Origin of the sequence: Streptomyces sp. NPDC008137 (assembly GCF_042957035.1) — a bacterium.
Taxonomy (GTDB): domain Bacteria; phylum Actinomycetota; class Actinomycetes; order Streptomycetales; family Streptomycetaceae; genus Streptomyces.
This window is the reverse complement of sequence record NZ_JBIBHN010000003.1, coordinates 202,514-228,088: the sequence shown is the minus strand read 5'-3', so window position 1 is coordinate 228,088 and position 25,575 is coordinate 202,514. Positions and strand designations below refer to the sequence as shown.

At 70.8% G+C, this 25,575-nt stretch carries 25 protein-coding genes; 11 read left to right on the top strand and 14 right to left on the bottom strand.

The window, feature by feature from the left end; genetic code table 11:
- Window positions 1-68 precede the first annotated feature (68 nt).
- Window positions 69-848 (bottom strand): SigE family RNA polymerase sigma factor, encoded by a 780-nt coding sequence (locus ACFZBT_RS07030; RefSeq protein ID WP_391099348.1) that lies wholly within the window; start codon window positions 846-848, stop codon window positions 69-71.
- Window positions 849-1,085: 237 nt separating this feature from the next.
- Here ACFZBT_RS07030 and afsQ1 point away from each other — a divergent pair, with 237 nt between their 5' ends.
- The 5 genes from afsQ1 (at window position 1,086) to ACFZBT_RS07005 (ending at window position 4,951) form a co-directional block, all read left to right on the top strand.
- Window positions 1,086-1,763: a two-component system response regulator AfsQ1 gene (gene afsQ1, locus ACFZBT_RS07025; protein ID WP_097219620.1), complete on the top strand. Its 678-nt coding sequence runs from the start codon at window positions 1,086-1,088 to the stop codon at window positions 1,761-1,763.
- Window positions 1,760-3,364, top strand: a complete 1,605-nt coding sequence (locus tag ACFZBT_RS07020; RefSeq protein WP_391099345.1) for an ATP-binding protein — start codon at window positions 1,760-1,762, stop codon at window positions 3,362-3,364. Before afsQ1 ends, ACFZBT_RS07020 begins: the two co-directional genes overlap by 4 nt.
- Window positions 3,364-3,984 (top strand): hypothetical protein, encoded by a 621-nt coding sequence (locus ACFZBT_RS07015; protein WP_391099342.1) that lies wholly within the window; start codon window positions 3,364-3,366, stop codon window positions 3,982-3,984. The genes ACFZBT_RS07020 and ACFZBT_RS07015 overlap by 1 nt, the downstream gene beginning before the upstream one ends.
- 106 nt (window positions 3,985-4,090) lie before the next feature.
- Window positions 4,091-4,675, top strand: coding sequence for a VanZ family protein (locus tag ACFZBT_RS07010; protein WP_391099340.1), 585 nt, complete (start codon window positions 4,091-4,093; stop codon window positions 4,673-4,675).
- Between the two features lie 63 nt (window positions 4,676-4,738).
- A complete protein-coding gene (locus ACFZBT_RS07005) occupies window positions 4,739-4,951 on the top strand; it encodes a PspC domain-containing protein (protein WP_193481686.1) in 213 nt (70 codons plus the stop codon).
- A gap of 108 nt (window positions 4,952-5,059) precedes the next feature.
- Here ACFZBT_RS07005 and ACFZBT_RS07000 read toward each other — a convergent pair whose 3' ends face one another.
- Together ACFZBT_RS07000 and ACFZBT_RS06995 are read right to left on the bottom strand one after the other, a co-directional pair.
- Window positions 5,060-5,386, bottom strand: coding sequence for an ATP-binding protein (locus tag ACFZBT_RS07000; protein ID WP_391099337.1), 327 nt, complete (start codon window positions 5,384-5,386; stop codon window positions 5,060-5,062).
- Window positions 5,387-5,528: 142 nt separating this feature from the next.
- Window positions 5,529-6,686, bottom strand: a complete 1,158-nt coding sequence (locus ACFZBT_RS06995; RefSeq protein WP_391099334.1) for an adenosine deaminase — start codon at window positions 6,684-6,686, stop codon at window positions 5,529-5,531.
- Between the two features lie 123 nt (window positions 6,687-6,809).
- On the opposite strand from ACFZBT_RS06995, the gene ACFZBT_RS06990 reads away from it, so the two are divergent.
- Complete coding sequence (locus ACFZBT_RS06990) at window positions 6,810-7,571, top strand: alpha/beta hydrolase (protein ID WP_391099331.1); 762 nt, start codon at window positions 6,810-6,812, stop codon at window positions 7,569-7,571.
- A 71-nt stretch (window positions 7,572-7,642) separates the two neighbouring features.
- On the opposite strand, the gene ACFZBT_RS06985 is transcribed toward ACFZBT_RS06990, so the two are convergent.
- A complete protein-coding gene (locus ACFZBT_RS06985; protein WP_391099328.1) occupies window positions 7,643-8,605 on the bottom strand; it encodes a LysR substrate-binding domain-containing protein in 963 nt (320 codons plus the stop codon).
- A 63-nt stretch (window positions 8,606-8,668) separates the two neighbouring features.
- Between ACFZBT_RS06985 and ACFZBT_RS06980 the strand changes: the two genes are divergently transcribed.
- From ACFZBT_RS06980 to ACFZBT_RS06970, 3 genes are all read left to right on the top strand, one after another.
- Complete coding sequence (locus ACFZBT_RS06980) at window positions 8,669-9,943, top strand: MFS transporter (protein ID WP_391099325.1); 1,275 nt, start codon at window positions 8,669-8,671, stop codon at window positions 9,941-9,943.
- Window positions 9,944-10,038: 95 nt separating this feature from the next.
- Window positions 10,039-11,175, top strand: a complete 1,137-nt coding sequence (dnaN, locus tag ACFZBT_RS06975; RefSeq protein ID WP_391099323.1) for a DNA polymerase III subunit beta — start codon at window positions 10,039-10,041, stop codon at window positions 11,173-11,175.
- Window positions 11,176-11,295: 120 nt separating this feature from the next.
- Window positions 11,296-12,312 (top strand): RNA polymerase subunit sigma-70, encoded by a 1,017-nt coding sequence (locus ACFZBT_RS06970; protein ID WP_391099321.1) that lies wholly within the window; start codon window positions 11,296-11,298, stop codon window positions 12,310-12,312.
- Here the strand turns inward: ACFZBT_RS06970 and ACFZBT_RS06965 are convergent.
- Entirely contained in the window at window positions 12,196-12,582 is a 387-nt protein-coding gene (locus ACFZBT_RS06965) for an STAS domain-containing protein (protein WP_391099319.1), read from the bottom strand. The genes ACFZBT_RS06970 and ACFZBT_RS06965 overlap by 117 nt on opposite strands.
- Before the next feature lie 138 nt (window positions 12,583-12,720).
- Here ACFZBT_RS06965 and ACFZBT_RS06960 point away from each other — a divergent pair, with 138 nt between their 5' ends.
- Complete coding sequence (locus ACFZBT_RS06960) at window positions 12,721-13,647, top strand: AEC family transporter (RefSeq protein WP_391099317.1); 927 nt, start codon at window positions 12,721-12,723, stop codon at window positions 13,645-13,647.
- Window position 13,648: 1 nt separating this feature from the next.
- On the opposite strand, the gene ACFZBT_RS06955 is transcribed toward ACFZBT_RS06960, so the two are convergent.
- From ACFZBT_RS06955 to ACFZBT_RS06915, 9 genes are all read right to left on the bottom strand, one after another.
- Window positions 13,649-14,242 (bottom strand): Uma2 family endonuclease, encoded by a 594-nt coding sequence (locus ACFZBT_RS06955; RefSeq protein WP_391099314.1) that lies wholly within the window; start codon window positions 14,240-14,242, stop codon window positions 13,649-13,651.
- A 96-nt stretch (window positions 14,243-14,338) separates the two neighbouring features.
- The gene (locus ACFZBT_RS06950) at window positions 14,339-15,616 is read right to left on the bottom strand and encodes a thymidine phosphorylase (RefSeq protein ID WP_391099877.1); all 1,278 of its coding nucleotides are present in this window, start codon (window positions 15,614-15,616) and stop codon (window positions 14,339-14,341) included.
- A 96-nt stretch (window positions 15,617-15,712) separates the two neighbouring features.
- Entirely contained in the window at window positions 15,713-16,117 is a 405-nt protein-coding gene (locus ACFZBT_RS06945) for a cytidine deaminase (protein WP_391099311.1), read from the bottom strand.
- A complete protein-coding gene (locus ACFZBT_RS06940) occupies window positions 16,114-17,379 on the bottom strand; it encodes an ABC transporter permease (protein ID WP_391099308.1) in 1,266 nt (421 codons plus the stop codon). Before ACFZBT_RS06940 ends, ACFZBT_RS06945 begins: the two co-directional genes overlap by 4 nt.
- Window positions 17,376-18,503 carry an ABC transporter permease gene (locus ACFZBT_RS06935; protein ID WP_391099305.1) on the bottom strand — a complete coding sequence of 376 codons (1,128 nt, stop codon included), beginning with the start codon at window positions 18,501-18,503 and terminating at the stop codon, window positions 17,376-17,378. Before ACFZBT_RS06935 ends, ACFZBT_RS06940 begins: the two co-directional genes overlap by 4 nt.
- The gene (locus ACFZBT_RS06930; RefSeq protein WP_391099303.1) at window positions 18,503-20,074 is read right to left on the bottom strand and encodes an ATP-binding cassette domain-containing protein; all 1,572 of its coding nucleotides are present in this window, start codon (window positions 20,072-20,074) and stop codon (window positions 18,503-18,505) included. The genes ACFZBT_RS06935 and ACFZBT_RS06930 overlap by 1 nt, the downstream gene beginning before the upstream one ends.
- 210 nt (window positions 20,075-20,284) lie before the next feature.
- Window positions 20,285-21,334 carry a BMP family ABC transporter substrate-binding protein gene (locus ACFZBT_RS06925; protein ID WP_391099300.1) on the bottom strand — a complete coding sequence of 350 codons (1,050 nt, stop codon included), beginning with the start codon at window positions 21,332-21,334 and terminating at the stop codon, window positions 20,285-20,287.
- A gap of 262 nt (window positions 21,335-21,596) precedes the next feature.
- Window positions 21,597-22,643 (bottom strand): BMP family ABC transporter substrate-binding protein, encoded by a 1,047-nt coding sequence (locus tag ACFZBT_RS06920; protein ID WP_391099298.1) that lies wholly within the window; start codon window positions 22,641-22,643, stop codon window positions 21,597-21,599.
- Between the two features lie 290 nt (window positions 22,644-22,933).
- Window positions 22,934-24,166: an amidohydrolase gene (locus ACFZBT_RS06915; RefSeq protein ID WP_391099874.1), complete on the bottom strand. Its 1,233-nt coding sequence runs from the start codon at window positions 24,164-24,166 to the stop codon at window positions 22,934-22,936.
- A gap of 298 nt (window positions 24,167-24,464) precedes the next feature.
- Here ACFZBT_RS06915 and ACFZBT_RS06910 point away from each other — a divergent pair, with 298 nt between their 5' ends.
- A complete protein-coding gene (locus ACFZBT_RS06910) occupies window positions 24,465-25,172 on the top strand; it encodes a methyltransferase domain-containing protein (RefSeq protein WP_391099296.1) in 708 nt (235 codons plus the stop codon).
- The last annotated feature ends 403 nt before the right edge of the window (window positions 25,173-25,575 follow it).

The following is a 25,575-nucleotide window of genomic DNA, read 5'->3' as shown; positions in this document are numbered from 1 at the left end:
TGGGGAGACGCCCCCCAGCGTCTCCACAGTCCCCCGTGGGCCCCCTTGTGGTGCTCCCCCCCGAACCTTCAGGCCACGAGCTCGCCGAAGGCGTCTTCCTCGTCACGGCCGAAGCTGAGGACCTCGTCCTCGCGCAGCCGGCGGAGCGACCGCCAGATGCTGGACTTCACCGTGCCGACACTGATGTCGAGGATCTCCGCGATCTCCGGGTCCGTGCGGCCCTCGTAGTAACGAAGGACCAGCATCGTGCGCTGGAGTTCGGGCAGCCGGGCCAGCGCCTGCCACAGGACCGCGCGCAGCTCGGTGCCGCGCATCGCGTCCGTGTCGCCGGGCGTCTCCGGCAGTTCCTCGGTCGGGTACTCGTTCAGCTTGCGGCGGCGCCACGCGCTGATGTGCAGGTTGGTCATGGTGCGGCGGAGGTATCCGCCGACCGCGGCCTTGTCACTGATCCGGTCCCACGCCCGGTAGGTCGAGAACAGCGCGCTCTGCAGCAGGTCCTCGGCCTCGAAGCGGTCGCCGGTGAGGTGGTAGGCGGTGGCGTACAGGGAGGCGCGGCGCTCCTGGACGTAGGCGGTGAACTCCGCCTCCGACAGCGAACAGCGCTCCCCCGAGTCCTCCCTGTACGCGGCTCCCCCGTGAGCCTTGTTGCCATCCCCCGTGTGGGCGTCGACCACCGTCATGTAACCGGTGTGCTGACGCCCGGTGCTGCGAGCGCACCCCCGCCCTCCCCCACGCTCGAATCCGCTCGCGCGGGAGGGACCCCCATCCGCACCGGACTTCTCGGAACCCCGCACGTCGTGCAGACGCGTGATCACTGCGCTCGTGCTGATGCCGTGCAGCGTGTTCATCTCGCGCCCCCCGTCGTGGACTTCCGGTGTGCGGCCCGCCGGTCGGGCGGGCTTCCTTGCTTGTGCCGAGAAGCTTGCCCCGGCACTTTCATCGCCGTGTCCGCCGACTGTCACAGGCCTGTCACAGGGGTCGGCCACAGGGCGAGCACGGTTCGTACACAGGTGTCGGCGGTAGGCGCGGCGCTGATCTCGGCCCACAGGTCGAACCCCGCCCCCCTCATGGGCCAGAATGAGCCCGTGCCTTCCCTGTTGCTGATCGAGGACGACGACGCCATCCGGACGGCCCTGGAGCTCTCACTGACGCGCCAGGGTCACCGCGTGGCGACCGCTGCCAGCGGTGAGGACGGTCTGAAGCTGCTGCGCGAGCAGCGGCCGGATCTGATCGTGCTGGATGTGATGCTGCCCGGCATCGACGGGTTCGAGGTGTGCCGGCGCATCCGGCGCACGGACCAGTTGCCGATCATCCTGCTGACCGCGCGCAATGACGACATCGACGTGGTCGTCGGGCTGGAGTCCGGCGCCGACGACTATGTGGTCAAACCCGTGCAGGGGCGTGTGCTCGACGCCCGGATCCGGGCCGTGCTGCGGCGCGGCGAGCGGGAGTCCAACGACGCGGCGTCGTTCGGCAGCCTCGTCATCGACCGCTCCGCGATGACCGTGACCAAGAACGGCGAGGATCTCCAGCTCACGCCGACCGAGCTGCGGCTGCTGCTGGAGCTGAGCCGGCGGCCGGGGCAGGCGCTGTCCCGCCAGCAGCTGCTGCGGCTGGTGTGGGAGCACGACTACCTGGGTGACTCGCGGCTGGTGGACGCCTGTGTCCAGCGGCTGCGTGCCAAGGTCGAGGACGTTCCGTCGTCGCCCACGCTGATCCGTACCGTGCGGGGTGTCGGCTACCGCCTGGACGCGCCTCAGTGACACAGGCGCACCAAGGGGGGGCCCGCGGCTGGACCGCGGAGCGCAAGGGAGTTCTGTCGCGGCTGCGCTTCACCAGCCTGCGCCTGAGGCTGGTCCTCGTCTTCGGCCTGGTGGCCCTGACGGCCGCCGTGTCCGCGTCCGCCATCGCGTACTGGCTCAACCGCGAGGCGGTCCTCACCCGCACCCAGGACGCGGTGCTGCGCGACTTCGAGCAGGAGATGCAGAACCGGGCGGGCGCGCTGCCCGAGCGGCCGACGCAGGACGAGTTGCAGCACACCGCCGGCCAGATGGCGGGCAGCGACCAGCGCTTCAGCGTGCTGCTGGTCGCCCGCGACGCCGACGGCAGGACCGTCTACGGCAGCTCCGGCGGGCTGAGCGGCTTCTCGCTGCGGGACGTGCCGGCCCCGCTGCGCACGGCGGTGAACAGAACGCAGAAGGTCGACGGGGCCAACAAGCACCCGTACCACCTGTACTGGCAGCGGGTCATAGACCACGACACGCCGTATCTCGTGGCCGGGACGCGGGTGATCGGCGGCGGCCCGACCGGCTACATGCTCAAGTCGCTGGAACCGGAGGCGAAGGATCTGAACTCGCTCGCCTGGTCGCTGGGAATCGCCACGGGACTCGCGCTGATCGGCTCGGCGCTGCTCGCGCAGGCCGCCGCGACGACGGTGCTGAAGCCCGTGCAGCGGCTGGGCACGGCCGCGCGGCGGCTCGGCGAGGGCAAGCTGGACACCCGGCTCAGGGTGTCGGGCACCGATGAACTCGCCGATCTGTCGCGGACGTTCAACAACGCGGCCGAGGCGTTGGAGAAACGGGTCGCCGACATGGCCGCGCGGGACGAGGCGTCCCGGCGGTTCGTCGCGGACATGAGCCATGAGCTGCGGACGCCGCTCACCGCCATCACCGCCGTGACGGAGGTACTGGAGGAGGAGCTGGAGGCCGAGACCGGGAGCATGGACCCGATGATCGAGCCGGCCGTCCGGCTGGTGGTCAGCGAGACGCGGCGGCTCAACAGCCTGGTCGAGAACCTGATGGAGGTCACCCGCTTCGACGCGGGCACCGCCCGGCTCGTCCTGGACGACGTCGACATCGCCGACCAGATCACCGCGTGCATCGACGCCCGGGCCTGGCTGGACGCGGTCGAGCTGGACGCCGAGCGCGGCATCCACGCCCGACTGGATCCGCGCCGCCTCGACGTCATCCTGGCCAACCTCATCGGCAACGCGCTCAAGCACGGCGGCTCCCCGGTTCGGGTGACCGTCCGGGCGGATGACGACTCGCTCGTCATCGAGGTGCAGGACCACGGGCCCGGCATCCCCGAGGAGGTGCTGCCGCATGTCTTCGACCGGTTCTACAAGGCCAGCGCCTCCCGGCCGCGCTCCGAGGGCAGTGGCCTCGGTCTGTCCATCGCCCTGGAGAACGCGCACATCCACGGCGGCGAGATCACCGCGGCCAACTCGGCCGACTCGGGCGCGGTGTTCACCCTGCGGCTCCCGCGCGGCACCTCGTCCTCGGCCGACCAGTCCGCCGAGGACGACGAGCAGGCCGGGTCCGACGCCGACCGGAGCCAGGCCGAGGACTCGAAGGGGGATGCCTGATGACCACCCGACGTCCACGAGCCCTGGTGCGGCTGGCCGGCCTGCCCGTGCTGGCCGTTCTGCTGGCCGGCTGCGGGATCCGGGCCACGGAGGTGCCGACGAACTTCGGGCCCGCGCCCTCGCGGGTGCAGTGTTCGCTGGCTGAGCCGGATGTGTCGACGCAGGCCGCGCGGGGGCTGCCGGTGCGGGTGTTCCTGCTGTGCGGGTCCTCGCTGGTGACCGTCGACCGGACCGTACGCGTCCCGGACGGCGCGGCCGACTCCGAGCGGCGCATGCTGGTGGCGCAGGGCCTGCTGGACCAGCTCGCCGAGACCCCGTCGCCCGCCGAGAAGGAGGCCGGTTACAGCACGGACGTACGCGGCGGCATCACCGTGGGCGGGCCCCTGAAGGGCGACCCGGAGGACACGCTGCGGCTGAGTACGGCGCCGGACAACCTCACCTCGTACGCCCTGGCCCAGATCGTCTGCACCTTCTCCGACTCCGCCGCCGCCGAGGGCGACGGCTCCGTGGTCCTCGGCGGCCCCGGCCCCGAGTCACCGCGCCGCTACGAGTGCACCGACGAGGTGCGGGCCCGCCCGGGCAGCACGGAGCCGCCGTCCAAGGACGTGGCAGGCGAGTAGGGACCCCGCGCGGCGGCGGGGCTCCGCCCTGCTGTGGCGCACGCCTCACAGGTGTCCCTGGGCGCATCCCGGAACCGATCCTGCCGGAGGCCGCGTCTAGGGGGGCGTGCAGCGTCAAGGCTCCGTCGGCGGCAGCGCCGAGTTCCGCATCCGTGTGACGGGAGGTGTCCTCCTCGTCGCACACCTCGCGTTCGTCGCCTGGTTCACGCTGCGGCCGTTGGAGGTGCCCTGGGTGATGCCCGCCAATCTGCGGCCGTTCGCCGGGATCCGGGCCGATCTCGCCCTGGGCTGGCCGGAGGCGGCCCGGCACATCGGCGGGAAGCTGGCCCTGCTCGCCCCGCTGGGCGTGCTGCTGCCGATGGCGAGCGGCAGGCTGGCCGTCTCGCCGCTGGCGTCCCTGCTGCGCGCCGTCGCGGCCGGTGCCCTGCTGTCGATGGGCATCGAGCTGTTGCAGACCGGTGTGCCCGGTCAGGTCGTGGATGTCGACTCGCTGTTCCTGAACACCGCGGGCGTGGGCCTCGCGCATCTCGCGCTGGTCCCCGCGGGCCGCTCCTGGCTGCGCCGCCGCACGGCCGTGCCCCTGGCCCGCATGCCCCTCCCCCCGGAGGAGCCGGCTCAGGGTCGGACCCCGACGATTCCCAGGGTCGGGATCGCCCCGTGGAGCGACGCTTTGCCCCCTTCGTCTCCGTAGCGTGGAGTGCAGATGGGGTACTCGGACGAGAGACCTCGCACACCGACGCTGAAGGAGTCGCACATGTCCCGCCTCGCCCGCCCCACCAACGGCCGCATGATCGGCGGAGTGTGCGCCGCGCTGGCACGGCGCTTCGGCACCTCCACGACGACGATGCGGGTGATCTTCCTGGTCTCGTGCCTGCTGCCCGGCCCGCAGTTCCTGCTGTACATCGCGCTGTGGATCGTGCTGCCCTCGGAGGACAAGGTACGGAACAAGGCCCAGACGGCCTGGTGACAGCCCGCAACTGAAACACCTGACAGCCCGCCGCTCACACGCCGATGGGGCGCACCCTGTGTCCAGGGGTGCGCCCCATCGGCGTGTGCGTCCGCGCGGGCGGGAGGGTCAGGCGAGCGGAATACCGTTCACCGGGAGCCCGCCGAGCAGCTTGGGGGCCGGGCCGTTCGGGCCCTGGGCGAGCAGCTGCCCGGCGACCGGCTCGGCGGCGGCGAGACCGGTACCGGCCAGGCTCTGCCCCTGGCCCACCGCCTCGCCCGAGCCCGCCGGCAGCGTCTGGGAGAGCTGCTCCGCCGGGAGGGCGTGGGTGACGCTCTCCAGCGCCTGGGTGGCGTCCGGGACGGCCGGGGCGGCGTTGGCGGCACCCGCGCCGGTGGCGGCGAAGGCGGCACCGAGAGCGGCGACACCGAGGGACTTGGCAGCAGACTGCTTCATGAAAACGCGTCCTCGCAATGGGATGACGGGGTGTGTGAGCGGTGCGGCGACCGTAATCACGCGGCACCACCCGCCGCAAACATCGAAATGCGGACGGCTTGTGAACACCGCCCGCATTCCCTGTGCGCACATTCCCCCGGGCTCAGCCCTCCGAATCCGCAGAGCCGCTGGTGGAGGCGGTCTGCCGGAACAGCCATTCGGATTTCAGCTCGGCGTATCCCGGCTTGATCACGTCATTGATCATGGCCAGTCGTTCATCGAAAGGAATGAACGCTGATTTCATCGCATTGACTGAGAACCACTGCATGTCGTCGAGCGTGTAACCGAACGCCTCGACAAGGTGCTCGAATTCCCGGCTCATGCTGGTGTAGGACATGAGGCGATTGTCCGTGTTTACGGTGGCCCTGAAATGCAGCCTCCTCAGCAGCCCGATGGGGTGCTCGGCGTACGAGGACGCCGCCCCGGTCTGGAGGTTGGAGCTCGGGCACAGCTCCAGCGGGATGCGCTTGTCCCGGACGTACGCGGCGAGCCGCCCGAGTTCGACGCGGCCGTCCTCGTGGACCTGGATGTCGTCGATGATCCGCACGCCGTGCCCGAGCCGGTCGGCGCCGCACCACTGCAGGGCCTGCCAGATGGACGGCAGCCCGAAGGCCTCGCCGGCGTGGATGGTGAAGTGGTTGTTCTCGCGCTTCAGGTACTCGAAGGCGTCCAGGTGCCGGGTGGGCGGGTAGCCGGCCTCGGCACCGGCGATGTCGAATCCCACCACTCCCAGGTCCCGGTGGCGGTTGGCGAGTTCGGCGATCTCCAGAGCGCGGGCCGCGTGCCGCATGGCGGTGAGCAGGGCGCCGACGCGGATGCGGTGGCCGTTCTCCCTGGCACGCCGCTCCCCTTCCCGGAAGCCCTCGTTGACGGCCTCGACCACCTCTTCGAGGCTCAGTCCGCCCTCGAGGTGCTGCTCGGGGGCGTAGCGCACCTCGGCGTAGACGACGCCGTCCTCGGCGAGGTCCTCGGCGCACTCGGCGGCGACCCGGACCAGGGCGTCGCGGGTCTGCATGACGCCGACGGTATGGGAGAAGGTCTCCAGATACCGCTCCAGGGAACCGGAGTCGGCGGCCTCGCGGAACCAGATGCCGAGCTTCTCCGGGTCGGTCTCGGGGAGCTGCGTATAGCCGGTTTCGCGGGCGAGTCCGACGATCGTCGCCGGGCGCAGGCCGCCGTCGAGGTGATCGTGCAGCAGAACCTTGGGCGCCCGGCGGATCTGGTCCGGTGTCGGGGTGTTCGCGATGGTCTGGCTCGTCATTTCCGCACTGTAACTCCTACGCGCGTAGACGGCGCCTCTTCGGCACCTTCGGGATTTCGTCGATACGTAACGGTGACCCCGAGGACGGGCCGAGTACACCCGCGCTTCTGACACTGTTCTGTCATGGCACACCAAGCGACGCCGGTTCGCAGGGCCCGGCTGGGCAGGACACTCGGTCCGGAGCCGACGGCGGTGAGCGGCGTGGTGCTGCTGCTGCCCAACGGGGACGAGAACTCCGGCCGCAGACCGTCTCCCATGCTGGCGACCGCCTCCGTACGCGCCCTGGGGCGCCGGCTGGCCCGCGCCGGCCGGGACGAGGGTCTTTCCGCGCACGTGGTGCACTACCGCTGCCGCGGGTGGAACGGCGGCGAGGCCAATCTCGCGGCCGATGCCGCCTGGGCGGCCGACGAGGTGGTACGGCGGTACGGGGACGTGCCCGTCTGCCTCGCGGGGGTGGGGATGGGAGGCCGCGCCGGGCTGCGGACGGGTGGGCACGTGGCCGTCAACTCCGTGCTGGCGCTGGCCCCCTGGCTGCCGGAGGACGATGTGGCGGCGCCACCCGAACCGGTGAAGCAGTTGGTGGGGCGGCAGGTGCTGATCGTGCACGGCACGAACGACGAGCGGACGGATCCCGAGTTGTCGTTCCGGCTGGCGGCGCGGGCGAAGAAGGCGAATCGGGATGTCTGCCGGTTCGAAGTGCACGCGGACGGGCACGGGTTGCATCAGTACCGGGATGAAGTGCTGGCGCTGGCCGAGGACTTCGTGATGGGGGCGGTGTACGGGCGGGCGGTGTCGCGGCCTGTGCGGGACGCGTTCGCCGCGCCGCCGCCGCTGGGGTTGCGGATGCCGTTGGCTGCTGGGTTTGGTTCTTCGTTGCGGCGGTAGCGCCGTTCGGGGTGCCTGTTCACTGGCCTGTGCGGGTTGTACGTGGCTTGTCGCGCGGTTCCCCGCGCCCCTTAGGTGGGGAGCAAGCTGCCTCTTCTGGAGAGCAGGAACCTCTTGAACGCTGCCACCGGGAGTGTGTCGGGGTGGCCTTCCAGCCAGGCCACGCCGATTTCTCGGACTGCCCGGGGGGCCGTCACCGTCAGTTCGACCACTCCTGGGCGGGGGACCGCCGGTGGGGGCAGGAGGGCCACTCCGAGGCCTGCCGCCACCAGGCCTCGGAGGGTTTCCGCTTCCTCGCCCTCGAAGGCGATACGGGGCTTGAAGCCCGCCTCCTGGCAGAGGTCGTCGGTGATGCGGCGCAGGCCGTAGCCGGGTTCGAGGGTGACGAAGGTTTCGTCGGCCGCTTCCGCGAGGCGGATACGGCGGCGGGTGGCGAGGGAGTGGTCGGCGGGGACGACCAGGCGGAGTTTCTGTTCGTCGAGGCGGCGGGCCACCAGGCCGGGGGCGTCGGGGACGGGTGACGTCAGGCAGAGGTCGAGTTCGCCCGCTCGGAGGCGTTCGAGCATGGCCTCGCCGTAGTTCTGGACCAGGCTGAAGCGGACGCGGGGGTGGTCGGCGCGGAAGGCCTGGAGGAGGCCGGGGACGGTCTCGGCGCCCATGGTGTGCAGGAAGCCGAAGGCGACCTTGCCGGTGAAGGGGTCGGCGTCGGCGCGCACCTCCTCGGCGGCGCGCTCGACCTCGGCCAGGGCGCGTTCCACGGAGGCGAGGAAGGTGCGGCCGGCCGGGGTGAGGGAGACCGTACGGCCGTGGCGGGCGAAGAGGTCGACGCCGAGGTCCTGCTCCAGACGGGCCATGGACCGGGAGAGGGTCGACTGCGGGACGTTCATCTCCTGGGCGGCACGGGTGACGTGCTCGGTACGGGCCACGCCTGCGAAGTAGGCGAGGCGGGGCGCCAGCACCTTGGACATCTCCGCCATGTCTTCTGTGTCACTGGATGGTGACAGGCGAGCCGCTGAACTGGATTGATGCACCATGGGAACGATTATCTCCGTTCCATGCATTGGACGGATCAGTGGGAGCGTACGTAATTTCGAAGCATGTCTCCCGCCAGTACCGGGGCGTCCACCACCGTGGGCGCCGATGTCTCTGTCCCTGCTTCCGACTCCCGTATGTCGCCGGGCGGGCCCGGCTACCGCCGGATGAGTTTCGCCCTCTTCCTCGCGGGTGTCGCGACCTTCGCGCTGCTGTACTCCACCCAGGCGCTGCTTCCGCTGATCTCCGGCGAGTTCGGGGTGGCGGCGAGCGACGCGAGTTGGACGGTGGCCGCCGCGACGGGCGGGCTGGCGCTGTTCGTGCTGCCGATGAGCGCCCTGTCCGAGCGCTTCGGACGGCGTGCGGTCATGACGGCGTCACTGGCCGTCGCCGTCACCATCGGACTGCTGGTGCCCCTCGCCCCGTCGCTGGGTGTGCTGGTCGTGCTGCGGGCGCTCCAGGGCGCGGCCCTGGCCGGGCTGCCCGCGTCGGCGACCGCGTACCTCGCGGAGGAGGTCAGCCCCAAGGCGCTGGTCACCGCGATCGGGCTGTTCGTCGCGGGCAACAGCGTCGGCGGGATGAGCGGCCGGGTCATCACCGGCTGGGTCGCGCAGGAGTGGGGCTGGCGGGTCGCCGTCGGTGTCATCGGCGTGATCGCCGTGGCGTGCGCGGTGGCCTTCCGGGCGCTGCTTCCCGCCCCGAAGCACTTCAAGGCCGGCTCGCTGCGTCCGCGGGTCCTGGCTCGCACGGTCCGCGACCACCTGTCCAACCCCCTGCTGTGCCGGCTGTACGCGATCGGCGCGCTGTTCATGACGGTGTTCGGCGGCGTGTACACGGTCATCGGGTACCGCCTGACCGAGGCCCCGTTCTCGCTGCCGCAGGGCATCATCGGCTCGATCTTCCTGGTGTACCTCGTCGGTACGGTGTCGGCGTCGACCGCGGGCCGGCTGGTGGGCCGGATGGGCCGCCGGGGCGCGCTGTACGCGGCGGGCGGCACGACGGCCACGGGCCTGCTGCTGTCGCTGGCCGGGTCCATGCCGCTGGTCCTGCTGGGCCTGGTCCTGATCACCGGCGGCTTCTTCGCGGGCCACGCGGTGGCCTCCTCGGCGGTCAGCAAGACGGCCACAACGGGCCGCGCACAGGCCTCGGCGCTGTACCAGTCCGCCTACTACATCGGCTCCAGCGCGGGCAGCACGGTCGGCGCCGTCGCCTTCCACGCGGGCGGCTGGGCCGGGACGGTCGGGGTCGGGCTGCTGGCCGTGCTCGGCGTCGTGACGATCACGGTGTTCGGCACGCGGGCGGCTCGGCTGCAGCGGAGGCAACTGGCCACGGCGGCCTGATTCCTGGCGACGATCCCCCTGGTCGGGGCCGGTTGTCAGTGGGTGCGGATAACGTCCGCGTCTGCTGACCACCGGACCGAGCAGGGGGATTTTTCATGGAGTTCCGCATCGACCGTACGGCGTTCGCCGAGGCCGTGGGCCGGGCGGGGCGGGCGCTGCCCGCGCGGACGCCGGTGCCGGTGCTGGGCGGGCTGCTGCTGGAGGCGGACGCGGGACGGCTCGCCGTGACGGGGTTCGACTTCGAGGCGGCGGTACGGGTGGAGGCCGAGGCGGTGGTGGGGGTGCCGGGGCGGGTGCTCGTCCCGGGGCGGCGGCTGCTGGATGTGTGCCGGGTGCTGCCGGAGGGGCCGGTGAGCTGTGCGCTGGAGGCGTCGCGGTTCACGGTGGAGGCGGACGGTACGCGCTTCGGGCTCTCGACGCTGCCGCTCGCCGAGTACCCGGCCCTGCCGGTGGCGCCCGCGCCGTACGGCACGGTGGACGCCGCCGCGTTCGCGACCGCTGTCGCGCAGGTCGCGGTCGCCGCCGGGCGGGACGACACGCTGCCGCTACTGACGGGTGTCCAACTGCGTCTCGACGGCGAGGAGATGATGCTGTCGGCCTCGGACCGCTACCGGTACGCGGTGCGGCGGCTGGGGTGGAAGCCGGAGGCGGCGGCCGACGGGGTGGTGGAGGCCCTGCTGCCGTCGCGGCGACTGCTGGACGTCGCGCGGTCCCTGGGGCGCTGCGGGGACGTGGTCATCGGGTGGGATCCGGCCGGTGGCGACGGGCTGATGGGCTTCGAGGGCGGGCGGTCACGGACATCGCTGCGGCTCCTGGACGGGCGGCTGCCCGCCTACAAGTCGCTGTTCGACATGGCGGGGGCTGCGGTCGCCGAGGTGGAGTGCGAAGGGCTCGCGGAGGCGGTGCGGCGGGTCGCGGTGGTGGCGGAGGCGAACAGTCCGGTGCGGCTTGACTTCTCGGCCGAGGGGGCCGTCACGCTGCGGGCCGGCTTCGGGGACGACGTGGCGGCCCAGCGGCTGCCGGCCACGCTGAGCGGCGCCGACGAGGTGCCGGTGGCCTTCAACCCGGCCTATCTGCTGGACGCGCTGACGTCCTTCGAAAGTCCGCGGGTACGGCTGGAGCTGCTGGGGGCGGGGCAGCGGGCGCTGCTGCACGGGGTACCGGAGGGCGGGGAGGACGGGGAGGCCGTGTCGCACCGGCACCTGCTGATGTCCGTGAAGCAGCTCGTGTGAAAGGACCACTTCTACCTGCGCGTTTGTGCGCTCGGGGGGCCGTTGTCAGTGGGCTGCGGTAGCTTCCGGAGTACTGGGCGCAAAGGCGCGTGACAGACATTCCACAGGGGTGGGTGGACGATGACGAACGGCACGGCGGCACCGACGGACCTGGACAGCAGGCTGGAGGCACACCGCACCGAGCTGACCGGGTACTGCTACCGGATGCTGGGCTCCTCCTTCGAGGCCGAGGACGCGGTGCAGGACACGATGGTCCGCGCCTGGCGCAGCTACGACAAGTTCGAGGGCCGCTCCAGCCTCCGCTCCTGGCTCTACCGCATCGCGACGAACGTGTGCCTGGACATGCTGACCGCGGGCAACAAGCGCGCCCGGCCCATGGATCTCACCGAGTCCACGCCGCTCGCCCAGGCGGCCCTGTCCCCCCGCCCGGACAACACCTGGCTGGAGCCGATGCCGGACGCCCGTGTGCTGCCCACGACCGACGATCCGGCGGAGGCGGCGGTCGCCAAGGAGTCCGTACGGCTCGCCTTCATGGCCGCGCTGCAGCAGCTGCCGGCCAAGCAGCGGGCGGTGCTGATCCTGCGCGAGGTCCTGGCCTGGAAGGCCAGCGAGGTCGCCGAGCTGCTGGACACCTCGGTGGCGTCGGTCAACAGCGCCCTCCAGCGGGCCCGCGCCACCCTGGCCGAGCGGCAGCAGCCGGGCGCCGAGGCGGTCGTCTCCGACCCGCTGGACGAGGACCAGCAGAAGCTGCTGGACCGCTATGTGGCGGCCTTCGAGGGCTACGACATGGCGGCGCTGACGGCCCTGCTGCACGAGGACGCGGTCATGACGATGCCACCGTTCGACCTGTGGCTGACGGGTACCGACGACATCACCGGCTTCATGACGACGCTCGGCGCGCCCTGCGCGGGCTCCCGGCTGATGCCGGTCGAGGTCAACGGGCTGCCGGGGTTCGCCCAGTACAAGCCCGACCCGGAGGGCGGCGGCTTCGTGCCGTGGGCGGTCCAGGTGCTGGAGATCTCAGACGGCCGGATCACCGGGTTCCACTGCTTCCTCGACACCGAGCGCTGGTTCCCGCTCTTCGACCTGCCCCTCCGTCTCGAAGCGGAGGCCGACCAGGTCGAGCAGAGCGCCTAGGGCCGGGTCGGGGTCGCGGAGCCTGATCCGGCCTCCAGCCCGGCGGGCGGCGAGCTGGAGCCGCGCCAGCAGGTCGACGGTGGCGAGGCCCGGCGGTCCCAGACCTCCGACATCGCACACCACGACCCGGGCACCGCTGGTGTGCAGCAGTGCCCGTACGTCGTCGCTCAGCCCCCTCACCTCGTCCCGGGTGACGGGGCCGGGCAGCACGAGCACGGGGGGTGTCATGGCGTCCACGATCGGTAGACCGGGCGGGCGGTCGTAACTCATCGCGACGGTCCTTCCTGTCGGCGCGCCGTGAAGATCACATTGACCGGGACATGGCCTGCCCCGGAGGGTTGGCTGTATGCCCCATACACCTGCCCCTCCCGCGCTGCCTGATGCTTTCTTCGCCGGTGAGGGGGCGTCGTGCAGGGGGTGCTGAGCGGGTTCGCGGTCATCGCCGTGGTCATCGGGGTCGGTTATCTGATCGGCCGCCGGGGCTATCTGGGGGGCGGGGGCCGCGAGGTCCTGACCAAGCTGGCCTTCCATGTGGCGTCCCCGGCGCTGCTCTTCACGACGCTCGCGCGGGCCGACCTGTCGGTGATCTTCTCGGACCGGCTGCTGGTCACGGCGATGAGTACGGCGGCTGCGGCGGGGGTCTTCGTGGCGGTGGGCGCGGTGCGCGGGTGGGGGGTCGGCCGGACGACGATCGGCGCCCTGTGCTCCAGCTACGTCAACTCGGGGAACCTCGGCATCCCGATCGCCGTGTACGTCCTGGGCGACGCGTCGCTGGTCGCGCCGGTGCTGCTGTTCCAGCTGGTCGCCGTCACGCCGGTGGCACTGACGGTCCTGGACCTGGCGACCGTCACGGACGAGGACAAGCGCCCTCTGTGGCAGAGCCTGCTCACCCCGCTCCGCAACCCGATAGCGCTCGGCTCCCTGGCCGGGGTGGCGGCGTCGGCGACCGGCCTCCGCGTCCCGGGCCCGCTGATGGACCCCCTCACCCTGATCGGCAACATGTCGGTCCCGGCCGTCCTCCTCGCCTTCGGAATCTCCCTGCGCGGCAGCACACTCCCCCTGCGCGGCGCGGAACGGGCCCCCGTCCTGCTGGCCGTCGCCCTCAAGGCCATCGCCCAGCCCTTGATCGCCTGGTCCCTGGCAGCGGGCGTCTTCGGCCTCCACGGAGCGTCCCTGCTCGACGTGGTGGTGACGTCCGCCCTGCCGGCGGCACAGAACCTGTTCACGTACGCGAGCAGCTACCGGGTTGGTGAGGTGCTGGCGAGGGAGGCGATCTTGTTGTCTACGGTGTTGGCGGTGCCGGTATTGGTGGTGGTGGCGGCGTTGCTGGGGTGAGTCAGTTGTCGGGGAACTCGCGGGTGTCGAGTTCGAGGCCGAAGGGGTCGGGCAGCGTGATGCGATCTCCGAATTTGCCCTCATCCAGAACCCGGTAGACGTCCCCTCGCGGTTCGCCGTAGAGCGTAATGGCAGGACCTCCGGGGGCCCAGCCATCGATGAGCAGGTACAGCGGAACACCGGCCTGGGCATAACCGGCGGCTTTCTTGATCCGGTCGTGGGTCGCATTCGACTTGGACGTGATCTCGACAATGAGTTCTGCGGCAGCCGCCGGGATGAAGTAACCGCCCTCGTCACGCAGCACCTGCCTGGGGGCGACTGCGAGGTCGGGGATGTAGAGCCCGTCACGAGACGGGACCGCCGTACCCAGGGTCTGGTAGATGCCCCAGTGCCTGGGGATGACCTCGTACAGGACTCGCTGAACCAGGTCAGCGATGTCGTTGTGGGCATTGGACGGCGGTGGTGCCACGGTGACGATCCCCTCGATGATCTCCACCTTGCAGCCCTCGGGTGCGTTCGTCTCCTGCCAGATCCGAACGAGGTCGTCCCACTCGTGGCCGTTGGCAGCCGAGTGGTCGACGGTGAGTGCGCTCATGGCGGTTCTCCAATCAGTGCGTCACCGATCCCAGCATGCCGAACGGGACCGGCGGAGGTCCACCGATCCCGTTCACCCGAAAGGGAAAGCCCCAGGTCAGGCGATTCGTTCCAGCACCACCGGCGGCGCCGTGAAGTCCGTGCCCGGGGCCGCGATGTCGTAGGAGCCCTCCACCGACTGCAGGGCGTAGTCGAAGCGCTCGGGCGTGTCCGTGTGGAGGGTGAGGAGGGGCTGGCCCTCCTTCACCGTGTCGCCCGGCTTGGCGTGGAGTTCCACGCCCGCGCCCGCCTGCACCGGGTCCTCCTTGCGGGCACGCCCCGCGCCGAGACGCCAGGCGGCGACGCCGATGTCGTAGGCGTCGAGGCGGGTGAGGACGCCCGAGGCCGGGGCCTTGATCACGTGCTGCTCGCGGGCCACCGGGAGCACCGCGTCCGGGTCGCCGCCCTGGGCCGTGATCATGCGGCGCCAGACGTCCATGGCGGAGCCGTCGGCCAGGGCCTTCGCCGGGTCGGCGTCCTTCACACCGGCGGCGTCCAGCATCTCCCGGGCCAGGGCGATGGTCAGTTCGACCACGTCCGCCGGGCCGCCGCCCGCCAGGACCTCCACCGACTCGCGGACCTCCAAGGCGTTGCCGGCGGTGAGGCCGAGCGGGGTGGACATGTCCGTCAGGAGCGCGACCGTCTTGACGCCGTGGTCCGTGCCCAGGCCGACCATCGTGGAGGCCAGTTCGCGGGCGTCCTCGATGGTCTTCATGAAGGCGCCCGTGCCGACCTTGACGTCGAGGACCAGGGAGCCCGTACCCTCGGCGATCTTCTTCGACATGATCGAGGAGGCGATCAGGGGGATGGCCTCGACCGTGCCGGTGACGTCGCGCAGGGCGTAGAGCTTCTTGTCCGCGGGGGCCAGGCCGTCGCCCGCCGCGCAGATCACCGCGCCGGTGGTGTCCAGGACGTTCAGCATCCGCTCGTTGGAGAGCAGGGCCTGCCAGCCGGGGATGGACTCCAGCTTGTCCAGCGTGCCGCCGGTGTGGCCGAGGCCGCGGCCCGAGAGCTGGGGTACGGCGGCGCCGCAGGCGGCGACCAGGGGGGCCAGCGGGAGTGTGATCTTGTCTCCGACGCCGCCCGTGGAGTGCTTGTCGGCCGTCGGGCGGGACAGGGACGAGAAGTCCATGCGCTCGCCGGAGGCGATCATCGCGGCGGTCCAGCGGGCGATCTCACGGCGGTTCATGCCGTTGAGCAGGATGGCCATCGCGAGGGCCGACATCTGCTCGTCGGCCACCTCCCCGCGGGTGTACGCGTCGATGACCCAGTCGATCTGTTCGTCGCTGAGCTCGCCGCGGTCCCGCTTGGTGCGGATGACGGAGATGGCGTCCATGGCCATGGCTTGGCCTTCCTTCCGAGGATTTCCAGAAGCCGTACGGCCCCTCTGAGCCGGTCGCGTGAGCGACTCGGAGGGGCCGTACGGGAATGACTACTTGCTGAGGTGGCCGGGTCCGAAGGCCTGGGGAAGCATCGCCGACAGCGGCAGGATGCCCGCCGGGGTCTCCAGCAGCAGGTCCGGGCCGCCGAACTCGTGCAGCAGCTGGCGGCAGCGACCGCACGGGACGAGCGGGTCGCCCTCGCGGTCGACGCAGGTGAAGTGCGTCAGACGGCCGCCGCCGGTGTTCTGCAGCTCCGACACCAGACCGCACTCGGCGCACAGGCCGAGGCCGTACGAGGCGTTCTCGACGTTGCAGCCGGAGACGATCCGGCCGTCGTCGACCAGGGCGGCCACGCCCACCGGGTAGCCGGAGTACGGGGCGTACGCCCGGGACATGGCGTCCCGGGCCACCGCGCGCAGCTGCTCCCAGTCGACTGCCGGGCCGGTGCCGGTCACTTGCCCTGCCCCTTCCGGTACGGCATGCCGTCCGCCTTGGGCATCCGCAGGCGCTGCGCGGACAGGGCGAGCACCACCAGGGTGATGACGTACGGCGTGGCGGAGACGACCTGGTTCGGGACCTCGTCGGTGGTCGCGTACCAGGCGAAGACCAGGCCGCCGATGACCAGGGTGATCGCGGCGTGGACGTACTTCTTGCTGACCACCAGCCAGATGGCGCCGATGAGCAGCAGGAGCGCGCCGAGCAGCAGCAGGGCGTGGACGTTGGCCGAGCCGCCGCGCAGGTTGAGGCTGTCGGTGTAGCCGAACAGGCCCGCGCCGAGGGCGAGGCCGCCGGGCATCCAGTTGCCGAAGATCATCGCGGCGAGGCCGATGTAGCCGCGGCCGCTGACCTGGCCCTCCAGGTAGAAGGGGTTGGCCACGATGGACAGGAAGGCACCGCCGAGGCCGGCCAGACCACCGGAGATGACCACGGCGATGTACTTGTACTTGTAGACGTTGACGCCGAGGGACTCGGCGGCGACCGGGTTCTCGCCGCAGGAGCGCAGCCGCAGTCCGAAGGCGGTGCGCCACAGGATCCACCAGGTGGCGGGGATCAGGGCGATGGCGATCAGGGTCAGCCAGGAGACGTTGGTGACCAGGCCGCCGAGCAGGCCGGCGATGTCCGAGACCAGGAACCAGCCGTGGGCGTTGAGGTCGCGCAGGGCGTCGGAGAGTCCCGGCACCGTGAAGTTGCCGAGGGAGTCGATCGCCGGGGACTGCTTGGCGGAGCCGCCCGTGTGGCCCTCGAAGGCGAGGGGCGCGAGGTAGCGGGTGGCGCCGAGGGCGAGGATGTTGATGGCCACACCGGAGACGATGTGGTTGACGTTGAAGGTGACGGTGACGAAGGCGTGCAGCAGGCCGCCGATCGCGCCGCCCGCGATGCCCACCAGGACTCCGGTCCACGGGCCCCACTGGAATCCGGCCCAGGCGCCGAACCAGGTGCCGAGGATCATCATGCCCTCGAGGCCGATGTTGACGACGCCCGCGCGCTCGGCCCAGAGGCCGCCGAGACCGGCGAGGCCGATCGGCACGGCGAGCTGGAGCGCGGTGGACATCTGGCTGACGTTGGTGATGCCGTCGGCGCCGGTGATGATGCGGACGATCGAGGTCAGCGCCAGGCCGCCGGCGATGACCAGCAGCAGGACGGGCCACGACAGGCGGCGGCCGGTGGGCGCCGCGGGCTGCAGCGTGGGCTGGTTGAGGTCGGTCACGGTGGTCATCGGCCAGCCACCTCCTTCGTGGTGTTGTGGGTGGTGGTGCCGAGGACGTGGCCGGCGGCCAGTTCGGCGCCGACCCGGCGCTGCTGGCGGCGCAGGCCCCATTCGCGGACGGCCTCGTAGGAGACGACGACCGAGAGCACGATCAGGCCCTGCATGATGACCGCGATCTCCTTGTCGTAGCCGTGGAAGTCCAGTTCGGGCGAGGCCTTGTCGAGCCAGGCCCACAGCAGGGCGGCGAAGGCGATGCCGACGGGGCTGTTGCGGCCGAGCAGGGCGATGCCGATGCCGAGGAAGCCGATGCCGGTGGGGAAGTTCAGGCTGTAGGTGTGGGTGTCGCCGAGCAGGATCGGCAGGCCGGCCAGGCCCGCGAGGCCGCCGGAGAGCAGCATGGCGGTCAGCACCATGCGCTTGGGGTCGACTCCGCTGGCCGCGGCGGCGGTCGACGAGGCGCCGGAGGCGCGCAGGTCGAAGCCGAAGCGGGTGCGGTTGAGGACGACCCAGTAGCCGATGCCGAGCAGCACGGCGAGCAGGACCAGGCCGTAGATCTCGCCGGCCGCGCCCATGCCGATGCCGGGGATCCAGCCGGACTCGTGCATCTCGCCGGTGGTGTTGTTGTTGCCGATCTTGACGCCGAAGACGTCCGGCAGCCACAGGTAGGCGATCACGGAGGTGGCGATCGCGTTGAGCATGATCGTGGCGACGACCTCGCTGACGCCGCGGGTGACCTTGAGGACACCGGCGATGCCGGACCAGAAGGCGCCGGTGAGGACGGCGGTCAGGAGCAGCAGCGGGACCTGGAGGGGGGCCGGCAGGCTGGCGTGGGCGCCGACGATGGCGGCCATCATGGCGGCGAGCTGGTACTGGCCGTCGACGCCGATGTTGAACAGGTTCATCCGGAAGCCGATGGCCACCGCGAGCGCCGCGATGTAGTACATCGACGCCTGGTTGATGATCAGCACCTGGATGTCGGAGAAGCCGAGCTGCTCGAACATCAGGGCGAACGGCTCGATCGGGTTCTTGCCCGACGCGACCAGCACGATCGCGATCAGGACGAAGGCCACGGCGAGCGCGATGACCGGCCCGGCCACCGCGAGGAGCACGCGCTCCTTGTCGAACTTCTTCATCAGCGGGCCTCGTCTTCCGGAGACTCGGGGGCGTCGGCCTTCGAGATCTCGGGGGTCTCTTCGTGCTCGAGGTGTCCGGTCGCGGCGCCGGTCATGGCCGAGCCGAGCTCCTCGGGGGTGATGGTGGCCGGGTCGGCGTCGGCGACCAGCCGGCCGTTGTAGATCACGCGCAGGGTGTCGGACAGGCCGATCAGCTCGTCCAGGTCGGCGGAGATCAGCAGCACGGCCAGGCCCTCGCGGCGGGCCTCGCGGATGAGGTCCCAGATGGCGGCCTGGGCGCCGACGTCCACGCCCCGGGTGGGGTGGGCGGCGATCAGGAAGCGGGGCTTGTGGCTCATCTCGCGGCCGACGATCAGCTTCTGCTGGTTGCCGCCGGAGAGGGAGGCGGCGGTGACGTCGATGCCCGGGGTGCGGACGTCGTACTCCGTGACGATCCGGCGGGTGTCCTCCTGGGCTGCCTTCGGGTCCAGCCAGACGCCCTTGGCGAGGGGCTTCTCGGTGACGTGGCCGAGGATGCGGTTCTCCCAGAGGGGGGCCTCCAGGAGGAGGCCGTGGCGGTGCCGGTCCTCGGGGATGTAGCCGATGCCCTGCTCGCGGCGCCTGCGGGTGGGCCAGGCGGTGATCTCCTCGGCGGCGAGGGTGATCGTGCCGGAGTCGGCGTGCTTGAGGCCGATGAGCGCGTCGACCAGTTCGGTCTGGCCGTTGCCCTCGACACCCGCGATGCCGAGGACCTCGCCCTCGTGGATGGTGAAGCTGATGTCGTCGAGGAGGGCCTTGCCGCCGGGGGCCTCCAGGCGGAGCTTGTCGACGGTGATGACCGGGCGGTCGGTGACCGTGGACTCGGCCGTCTCGGGCGTGGGCAGTTCGCTGCCCACCATCATCTCGGCGAGCTGACGCGGCGTCGTCTCGGCGGGGACGGCCGTGCCGACGGTGGTGCCGCGGCGGATGACGGTGATCTCGTCGGCGACGGAGAGCACCTCGCCGAGCTTGTGCGAGATGAAGATGACCGACAGGCCCTCGGACTTCAGTTCGCGCAGGTTGGCGAAGAGGGCGTCGACCTCCTGAGGCACCAGGACGGCCGTGGGCTCGTCGAGGATCAGTGTGGTGGCGCCGCGGTAGAGGACCTTGAGGATCTCCACGCGCTGGCGGGCGGCGACGCCGAGCTCCTCGACCAGGAGGTCGGGCCTGACGCCGAGGCCGTAGCGCTCGGAGAGTTCCTTGATCCTGCGGCGGGCCTTGGCGCCGATGCCGTGGAGCTTCTCGCTGCCGAGCACCACGTTCTCGAGGACCGTGAGGTTGTCGGCGAGCATGAAGTGCTGGTGGACCATGCCGATGCCGCGGACGATGGCGTCGGCCGGCGAGGAGAAGGCGACCTGCTCGCCGTTGACGGCGATGGTGCCCTCGTCCGGCTTCTGCATGCCGTAGAGGATCTTCATCAGCGTCGACTTGCCGGCGCCGTTCTCACCGACGAGGGCGTGGACGGTGCCCTTGCGGACGCTGAGGTGGATGTCGTGGTTGGCCACGACGCCGGGGAAACGCTTGGTGATCCCGGCGAGTTCGACGGCGGTCACCGATTCGTTGACCGCCGCTCCGGCCGGAGGGCTGCTGGACGCGTTGATAACGCACTCTCCTGGGGACGGGGGTCGTCTACGCGCGTAGCGCCCCTACGGCATACAAAGGGGCCGTGCCCCCGCGGGGCGGGGTGCGGGGAGCGATCTCCCCGCACCCCGCCCCGCGGACGCGACCCCCGGGGGTCACCGCCTGTTCGAGGCAGTAAGTCGTCAGCTGCTCTTGACCTTGATCTCGCCGCTGATGATCTTCTCCTTGGCCGTCTTGATGGCTTCCTGAAGCTCGGCGTCGTCCGCGAACTTCGGGTTGGAGTCCGAGAGGCTCACCTCACCGGTCTTCAGATCGCCACGAACGATACCGGTCTCCGGCTTGCCGTCCTCAACCGACTTCGCGAGGTTGTACACCGCCTTGGCGACGTCCTTCATCGCCGAGGTCAGGATGAAGTCCTTGTACTTGGCGAGGGCGGCCTGCTCGTACTGGTCGGAGTCGACGCCGATCGCCCACACCTTCTTGGCGGCGGCGGCCTCGATCACGCCCTGACCGGACAGACCGGCGGCCGCGTAGACCACGTCGGCCTTCTTCTCGATCTGGCCCTCGGCGGCCGTCTTGCCCTTGTCGGGGCTGGCGAAACCGCCCTCCTCGGCCGTCTGGGTCAGGTACTGGGAGAGCACCTTGACCTTCGGGTCGGTGTCCTTGACGCCCTGCGCGAAGCCGGCCTGGAACTTGTGGATCAGCGGGATGTCCACACCGCCGACGAAGCCGACGACCTTCGACTTGGTGCTCCTGGCGGCGGCGACACCGGCCAGGTAGGAGGCCTGCTCCTCGTTGAAGACCAGGTCGGCGACGTTCTTCTTGTTGATCGTGGCGTCGTCGACGATGCCGAAGGTGGTGTCCGGGAACTTCTCCGCGGCGCCCTTGACGGCCGAGGCGTACGCGTAGCCGACGCCGATGACCGGGTTGTGGCCCTGCTTCGCCAGCGAGACCAGACGCTGCTCCTTGTCGGCGTCGGTCTCGCCCTCGGTGGGCTCCACGTCGGCCGTCTTGTAGCCGAACTCCTTCTGCGCCTTCTCCAGACCCGCGTACGCGGCGTCGTTGAAGGACTGGTCGCCCTTGCCGCCGACGTCGTACGCGATGGCGAGGCCCTTGTTCCCCTTCGAGTCCGACGACCCGGCAGAGGTCGAGGTGCTGCCGCAGGCGGAGAGGGCGAGGGCCAGGGAGGCGGTCGCTGCGCCTGCGACCGTGATCCGGGAAATCCGGCGCATGTGTGGGTACTCCTGTCGTACAAGCGCCGGGGGTCGGTTCAGCTTCGGCGCTGGTTTCGCCGCAGATTAACGCGCGTAGACCTGCCTGAAAACCCCTTCTGTCCACCTTGTTATGCGCCCGTGCCCTGCCATCACCGTGCCCTGGCCCGGGCGTTGCCGACCGCGAACGCGGAGTGGCGCTGGGTGATCCGTCCCCTGGGAACGCCGCAGAGGGCGGGCACCCCGGGTGCCCGCCCTCTGCGGCTGTCGCAGACCGCTACCTCTACTCGGTCTTGACCTTGATGGAGCCGTCGATGATGCCCTTCTTGGCCTTGTCCACGGCGTCCTTGAGCCCCGCGACCTGGCCGAACTCCGGGTTGGCCTCGGAGACTCCGACGCCGTTGACCTTCAGGTCGAAGGTCTGGACGCCGGAGAGCGGCTTGCCGTCGTGGACGGACTTGGACAGCGCGTAGACGGCGCCGCCGACGTCCTTGAGGGCGGAGGTGAGGATGTACTGCTTGTACGCGGCGAGGGGGGCCTGCTTGTACTGGTCGGAGTCGACGCCGATCGCCCAGACCTTCGCCTTGGCCGCGGCCTCTATCACGCCCTGACCGGAGAGACCGGCCGCCTGGTAGACGACGTCGGCCTTCTTCTCGATCTGGCCCTCGGCGGCGGCCTTGCCCTTGTCGGGGCTGGCGAAGCCGCCCTCCTCGGCCGTCTGCGTCAGGTACTGCGAGACGACCTTCACCTTGGGGTTGGTGTCCTGCACGCCCTGCTTGTAGCCGGCCTCGAACTTGTGGATCAGCGGGATGTCCACACCGCCGACGAAACCGACGGTGTTCGACTTGGTGACCTTGGCGGCGGCGACACCGGCGAGGTAGGAGGCCTGCTCCTCGGCGAAGACGAGGGAGGCGACGTTCTTGCCCTCGACCACGGAGTCGACGATGCCGAAGGTGGTCTTCGGGTACTTGGCGGCCACGGCCTTCATCGCGGGGCCGTAGGCGTACCCGACGCCGATGACCGGGTTGTAGCCCTGCTTGGCCAGCGAGACCAGCCGCTGTTCCTTGTCGGCGTCGGTCTCGCCCTCGGTGGGCTCGATGTCGGCCGTCTTGTAGCCGTACTCGTCCTTGGCCTTCGTCAGGCCCGCGAAGGCGGCGTCGTTGAAGGACTGGTCGCCCTTGCCGCCGATGTCGTAGGCGATGGCGAGACCCTTGTCTTCCTTCGTGTCGCTGCCACCGCTCTCACTGCTGGTGCTGCCACAGGCCGTGGCGGCGAGCCCGAGCGACGCGACCCCCACCGCGACACGGGTCAGTTTGGAAATCCGACGCATCTGAAGTTCCCCATTCTCCAAAGCCCCGCAGTGGGCGCTCAGTGCGGCGCACATTAACGCGCGTAGACACCCTTGGGAACGGTTCGCCGTGGGGCCGTTATCCATTCGTGCCGATGGCCGGTTACGCCGTTGTGAACCACGGGAGCGAACGGGGGCGAAAAGTGCGGTCCGGGACACGGCGCGATCCTGTTCGTCACGCGCCGTCGCCCATCCCCGCCCGGAGTCCTTTCCGGGGGCCGGGGGCAGCCCCAGCGGAGGCCGGGGCTTCCCTAACGGAGGCCGGGGCCGCCCTAACGGAGGCCGTTGACCAGGGCCGCCGCCGTGAAGAGTTCGACGCCTACGGTGATCGCCGACTCGTCCACGTCGAAGTCGCCCTGGTGGAGGTCGCGGACGTGACGCTCGCCGGGAACGCGTACACCCAGCCGTGCCATGGCGCCGGGGACGTGCTCCAGGTACCAGGAGAAGTCCTCGCCGCCGAGGCTCTGCTCGGTGCCCAGGACGGAGTCGACGCCGCGACGGGCGATCATGGCGTCGCGCAGCAGTTCGGTCACGCCGGGCTCGTTGACGACGGGCGGCACGCCGCGTACGTAGTTGATCTCCGACTTGGCGCGGTACAGATTGGCGATCTCGTCGATCACGGCGACCACGACGTCGGGGGCCTGGCGCCAGGCGTCGATGTCGAGGCAGCGCACCGTGCCGGAGAGCTCGGCGTGCTGCGGGATCACGTTCGGGGCGTGCCCCGACTCGACGCGGCCCCAGGTGATGGCGAGCCCGCTGCGGCTGTCGAAGCGACGGCCCACCAGGGCGGGTACGTCGGTGACCACGCGGGCGGCCGCGGTGACCAGGTCGGTGGTGAGGTGGGGGCGTGCGGTGTGGCCGCCCGGCCCGTCGAGGGAGATCTCCAGCCGGTCGCAGGCGGAGGTGATGGGACCCTCGCGGAGTCCGATCTTCCCGGCGTCCACGCGGGGGTCGCAGTGCACGGCGATGATCGCGCCGACGCCCTCCAGCGCCCCGCACTTGATGACGTCGGCGGCGCCGCCGGGCAGCACTTCCTCGGCGGGCTGGAAGATCAGCCGGACGGGGCGGGGCAGCAGGCCCTGCTTGTGCAGTTCGGCGAGGACCAGGCCGGCGCCGAGGACGACGGTGGTGTGCACGTCGTGGCCGCAGGCGTGGGCGCGGTCGGGCACGGTCGAGCGGTACGGGCAGTCGGCCTTGGTGTCCGGGATGGGCAGGCCGTCGATGTCGGCCCGCAGGGCGAGCATGCTGGGGCCTCCGTCCCAGCGCTCGCCCTCTACGCCGATGTCGCAGACGAGTCCGGTGCCGACGGTGAGGACACGCGGTTTGAGGCCGGCCCGCTCGAGCCGCTCCTTGATCGCGGCGGTCGTGCGGAACTCCTGGTTGCCCAGCTCCGGGTGCATGTGCATGTCGCGCCGGAACGCAATGAGCTCTGCGCGCAGGGCGTCGGGCAGTGCGCCGGGAAGTACGGCTTCGCCGGGAAGATCGACCTCGGACTCCAGTGACATCAATTGCTTCACCCTCTGAAGGGTAGGGCGCCAGGGCGGTCGGCTGACCCTCGATCAACAAAATTTCAACCCGTTAGGGGAAGAAAATATGACCGCCGAACGTATAGCTATCAAGTGAGATGGGTAAACTGGCCTGCCTTTTGGGTCGAGCCGATCACCGCACTCCGGGGAGTGTGATGTCGGCCACACCTCAGCGCGACTGTGGTATCCATCCATCCTCTCCACGGATACCACGCCCCGCGCGGGGAACGCTGTCTTGTTCGTCTCACTGACCCACGGCCCCGATAGTGTGCGGCCCGTGCGTGCCGACAGCCCCGAGTTCCTCACCGCCACCCAGGCCTCGTACGACGCCATCGCGGAGGCCTATGCCGCCGGGTTGCCCGACAGCCTGGACGGGAGACCGCTGGAGCGGGCGCTGCTCATGGCCTTCGTGGATCTGGTCCGGGCGCCCGAGGTGGCCGGGGCGGCCGGGGTCGCCGGGGCGGCGGTGCGGCCCCCGGTCGCGGACATCGGCAGCGGCCCCGGGTATGTCGCGGCGCGGCTGCACGGGCTCGGGCTGCCGGTGTTCGGCATCGACGTCTCGCCCCGCATGGTGGCCCTGGCGCGCCGGGCGCACCCGGAGCTGCGGTTCCATGTCGGTTCGATGACGGCCCTGGACCTGCCGGGCGAGACACTCGGCGGCATCGTCGCGCTCTACTCGATCATCCATGTGCCGGACGATCATCTGCCGGCGGTCTTCGCCGAGTTCCACCGCGTGCTGCTGCCGGGCGCGCCGGTCCTGCTCGGCTTCCAGTCGGGCGACGAGGACGGGCACCAGCGTCTCACCGAGCGCTTCGGCAGTCCGATCTCCCTCGACTACTACTGGCGCACCCCGGAGTCGGTCGCGACCGCCCTCACCGAGGCAGGCCTGCGCCTCCACGCCCGCGTGTTCCGGGAGCCGGAGGGCGAGGAGAAACGCCCTCGGGCGTTCCTGCTGGCCCGCAAACCGGGCGCTGCGGAGGCATGAGCGGAGACATGAGGCATGAGGGGAGCCCCGCCGGGGCGTGAGCCGGTCGCGGCCGGGGCCCGGCCCTGCGAGGGCACCGGTCCCCGGCCCCCGAAAGCCCTGCCCGGCGTCAGCCGGTGGCCACCGCGCCCGCTCGACGAACCCGTCGGATCCGTGGCACTCGCCGGGCCGGTCATGGTCGTCGGGTCCGGGATGCTTCCCGGGTCGGTCGGGTCCTCGGCGGCGTCAAGAGACCGGTGCCGTCAGGGCCGGTCCCCGGCCCCCGAAAGCCCTGCCCGGCGTCAGCCGGTGGCCACCGCGCCCGCGGCGTCCGCCGGGCCCGTCCTGCCTGCCGGGCGGACCGACCCCGCCGGGCCGGACACGCTCGCCCTTGCCGTCGGGCCCGGGATGCCGGGCGGACCAG

What these genes read in the sequence shown, in the direction of transcription:
- ACFZBT_RS06980 (WP_391099325.1), top strand. Translation starts at nt 8,669, where the DNA reads ATGTCTCCCGCCAGTACCGGGGCGTCCACCACCGTGGGCGCCGATGTC.
- ACFZBT_RS07030 (WP_391099348.1), bottom strand. Translation starts at nt 848, where the DNA reads ATGAACACGCTGCACGGCATCAGCACGAGCGCAGTGATCACGCGTCTG.
- ACFZBT_RS06965 (WP_391099319.1), bottom strand. Translation starts at nt 12,582, where the DNA reads ATGAGTTACGACCGCCCGCCCGGTCTACCGATCGTGGACGCCATGACA.
- ACFZBT_RS06940 (WP_391099308.1), bottom strand. Translation starts at nt 17,379, where the DNA reads ATGACCACCGTGACCGACCTCAACCAGCCCACGCTGCAGCCCGCGGCG.
- ACFZBT_RS06990 (WP_391099331.1), top strand. Translation starts at nt 6,810, where the DNA reads ATGGCACACCAAGCGACGCCGGTTCGCAGGGCCCGGCTGGGCAGGACA.
- ACFZBT_RS07000 (WP_391099337.1), bottom strand. Translation starts at nt 5,386, where the DNA reads ATGAAGCAGTCTGCTGCCAAGTCCCTCGGTGTCGCCGCTCTCGGTGCC.
- dnaN (WP_391099323.1), top strand. Translation starts at nt 10,039, where the DNA reads ATGGAGTTCCGCATCGACCGTACGGCGTTCGCCGAGGCCGTGGGCCGG.
- ACFZBT_RS06950 (WP_391099877.1), bottom strand. Translation starts at nt 15,616, where the DNA reads ATGGACGCCATCTCCGTCATCCGCACCAAGCGGGACCGCGGCGAGCTC.
- ACFZBT_RS06935 (WP_391099305.1), bottom strand. Translation starts at nt 18,503, where the DNA reads ATGAAGAAGTTCGACAAGGAGCGCGTGCTCCTCGCGGTGGCCGGGCCG.
- ACFZBT_RS06915 (WP_391099874.1), bottom strand. Translation starts at nt 24,166, where the DNA reads ATGTCACTGGAGTCCGAGGTCGATCTTCCCGGCGAAGCCGTACTTCCC.
- ACFZBT_RS06925 (WP_391099300.1), bottom strand. Translation starts at nt 21,334, where the DNA reads ATGCGCCGGATTTCCCGGATCACGGTCGCAGGCGCAGCGACCGCCTCC.
- ACFZBT_RS06970 (WP_391099321.1), top strand. Translation starts at nt 11,296, where the DNA reads ATGACGAACGGCACGGCGGCACCGACGGACCTGGACAGCAGGCTGGAG.
- ACFZBT_RS07015 (WP_391099342.1), top strand. Translation starts at nt 3,364, where the DNA reads ATGACCACCCGACGTCCACGAGCCCTGGTGCGGCTGGCCGGCCTGCCC.
- ACFZBT_RS07005 (WP_193481686.1), top strand. Translation starts at nt 4,739, where the DNA reads ATGTCCCGCCTCGCCCGCCCCACCAACGGCCGCATGATCGGCGGAGTG.
- ACFZBT_RS06955 (WP_391099314.1), bottom strand. Translation starts at nt 14,242, where the DNA reads ATGAGCGCACTCACCGTCGACCACTCGGCTGCCAACGGCCACGAGTGG.
- ACFZBT_RS06985 (WP_391099328.1), bottom strand. Translation starts at nt 8,605, where the DNA reads ATGGTGCATCAATCCAGTTCAGCGGCTCGCCTGTCACCATCCAGTGAC.
- ACFZBT_RS06995 (WP_391099334.1), bottom strand. Translation starts at nt 6,686, where the DNA reads ATGACGAGCCAGACCATCGCGAACACCCCGACACCGGACCAGATCCGC.
- ACFZBT_RS06920 (WP_391099298.1), bottom strand. Translation starts at nt 22,643, where the DNA reads ATGCGTCGGATTTCCAAACTGACCCGTGTCGCGGTGGGGGTCGCGTCG.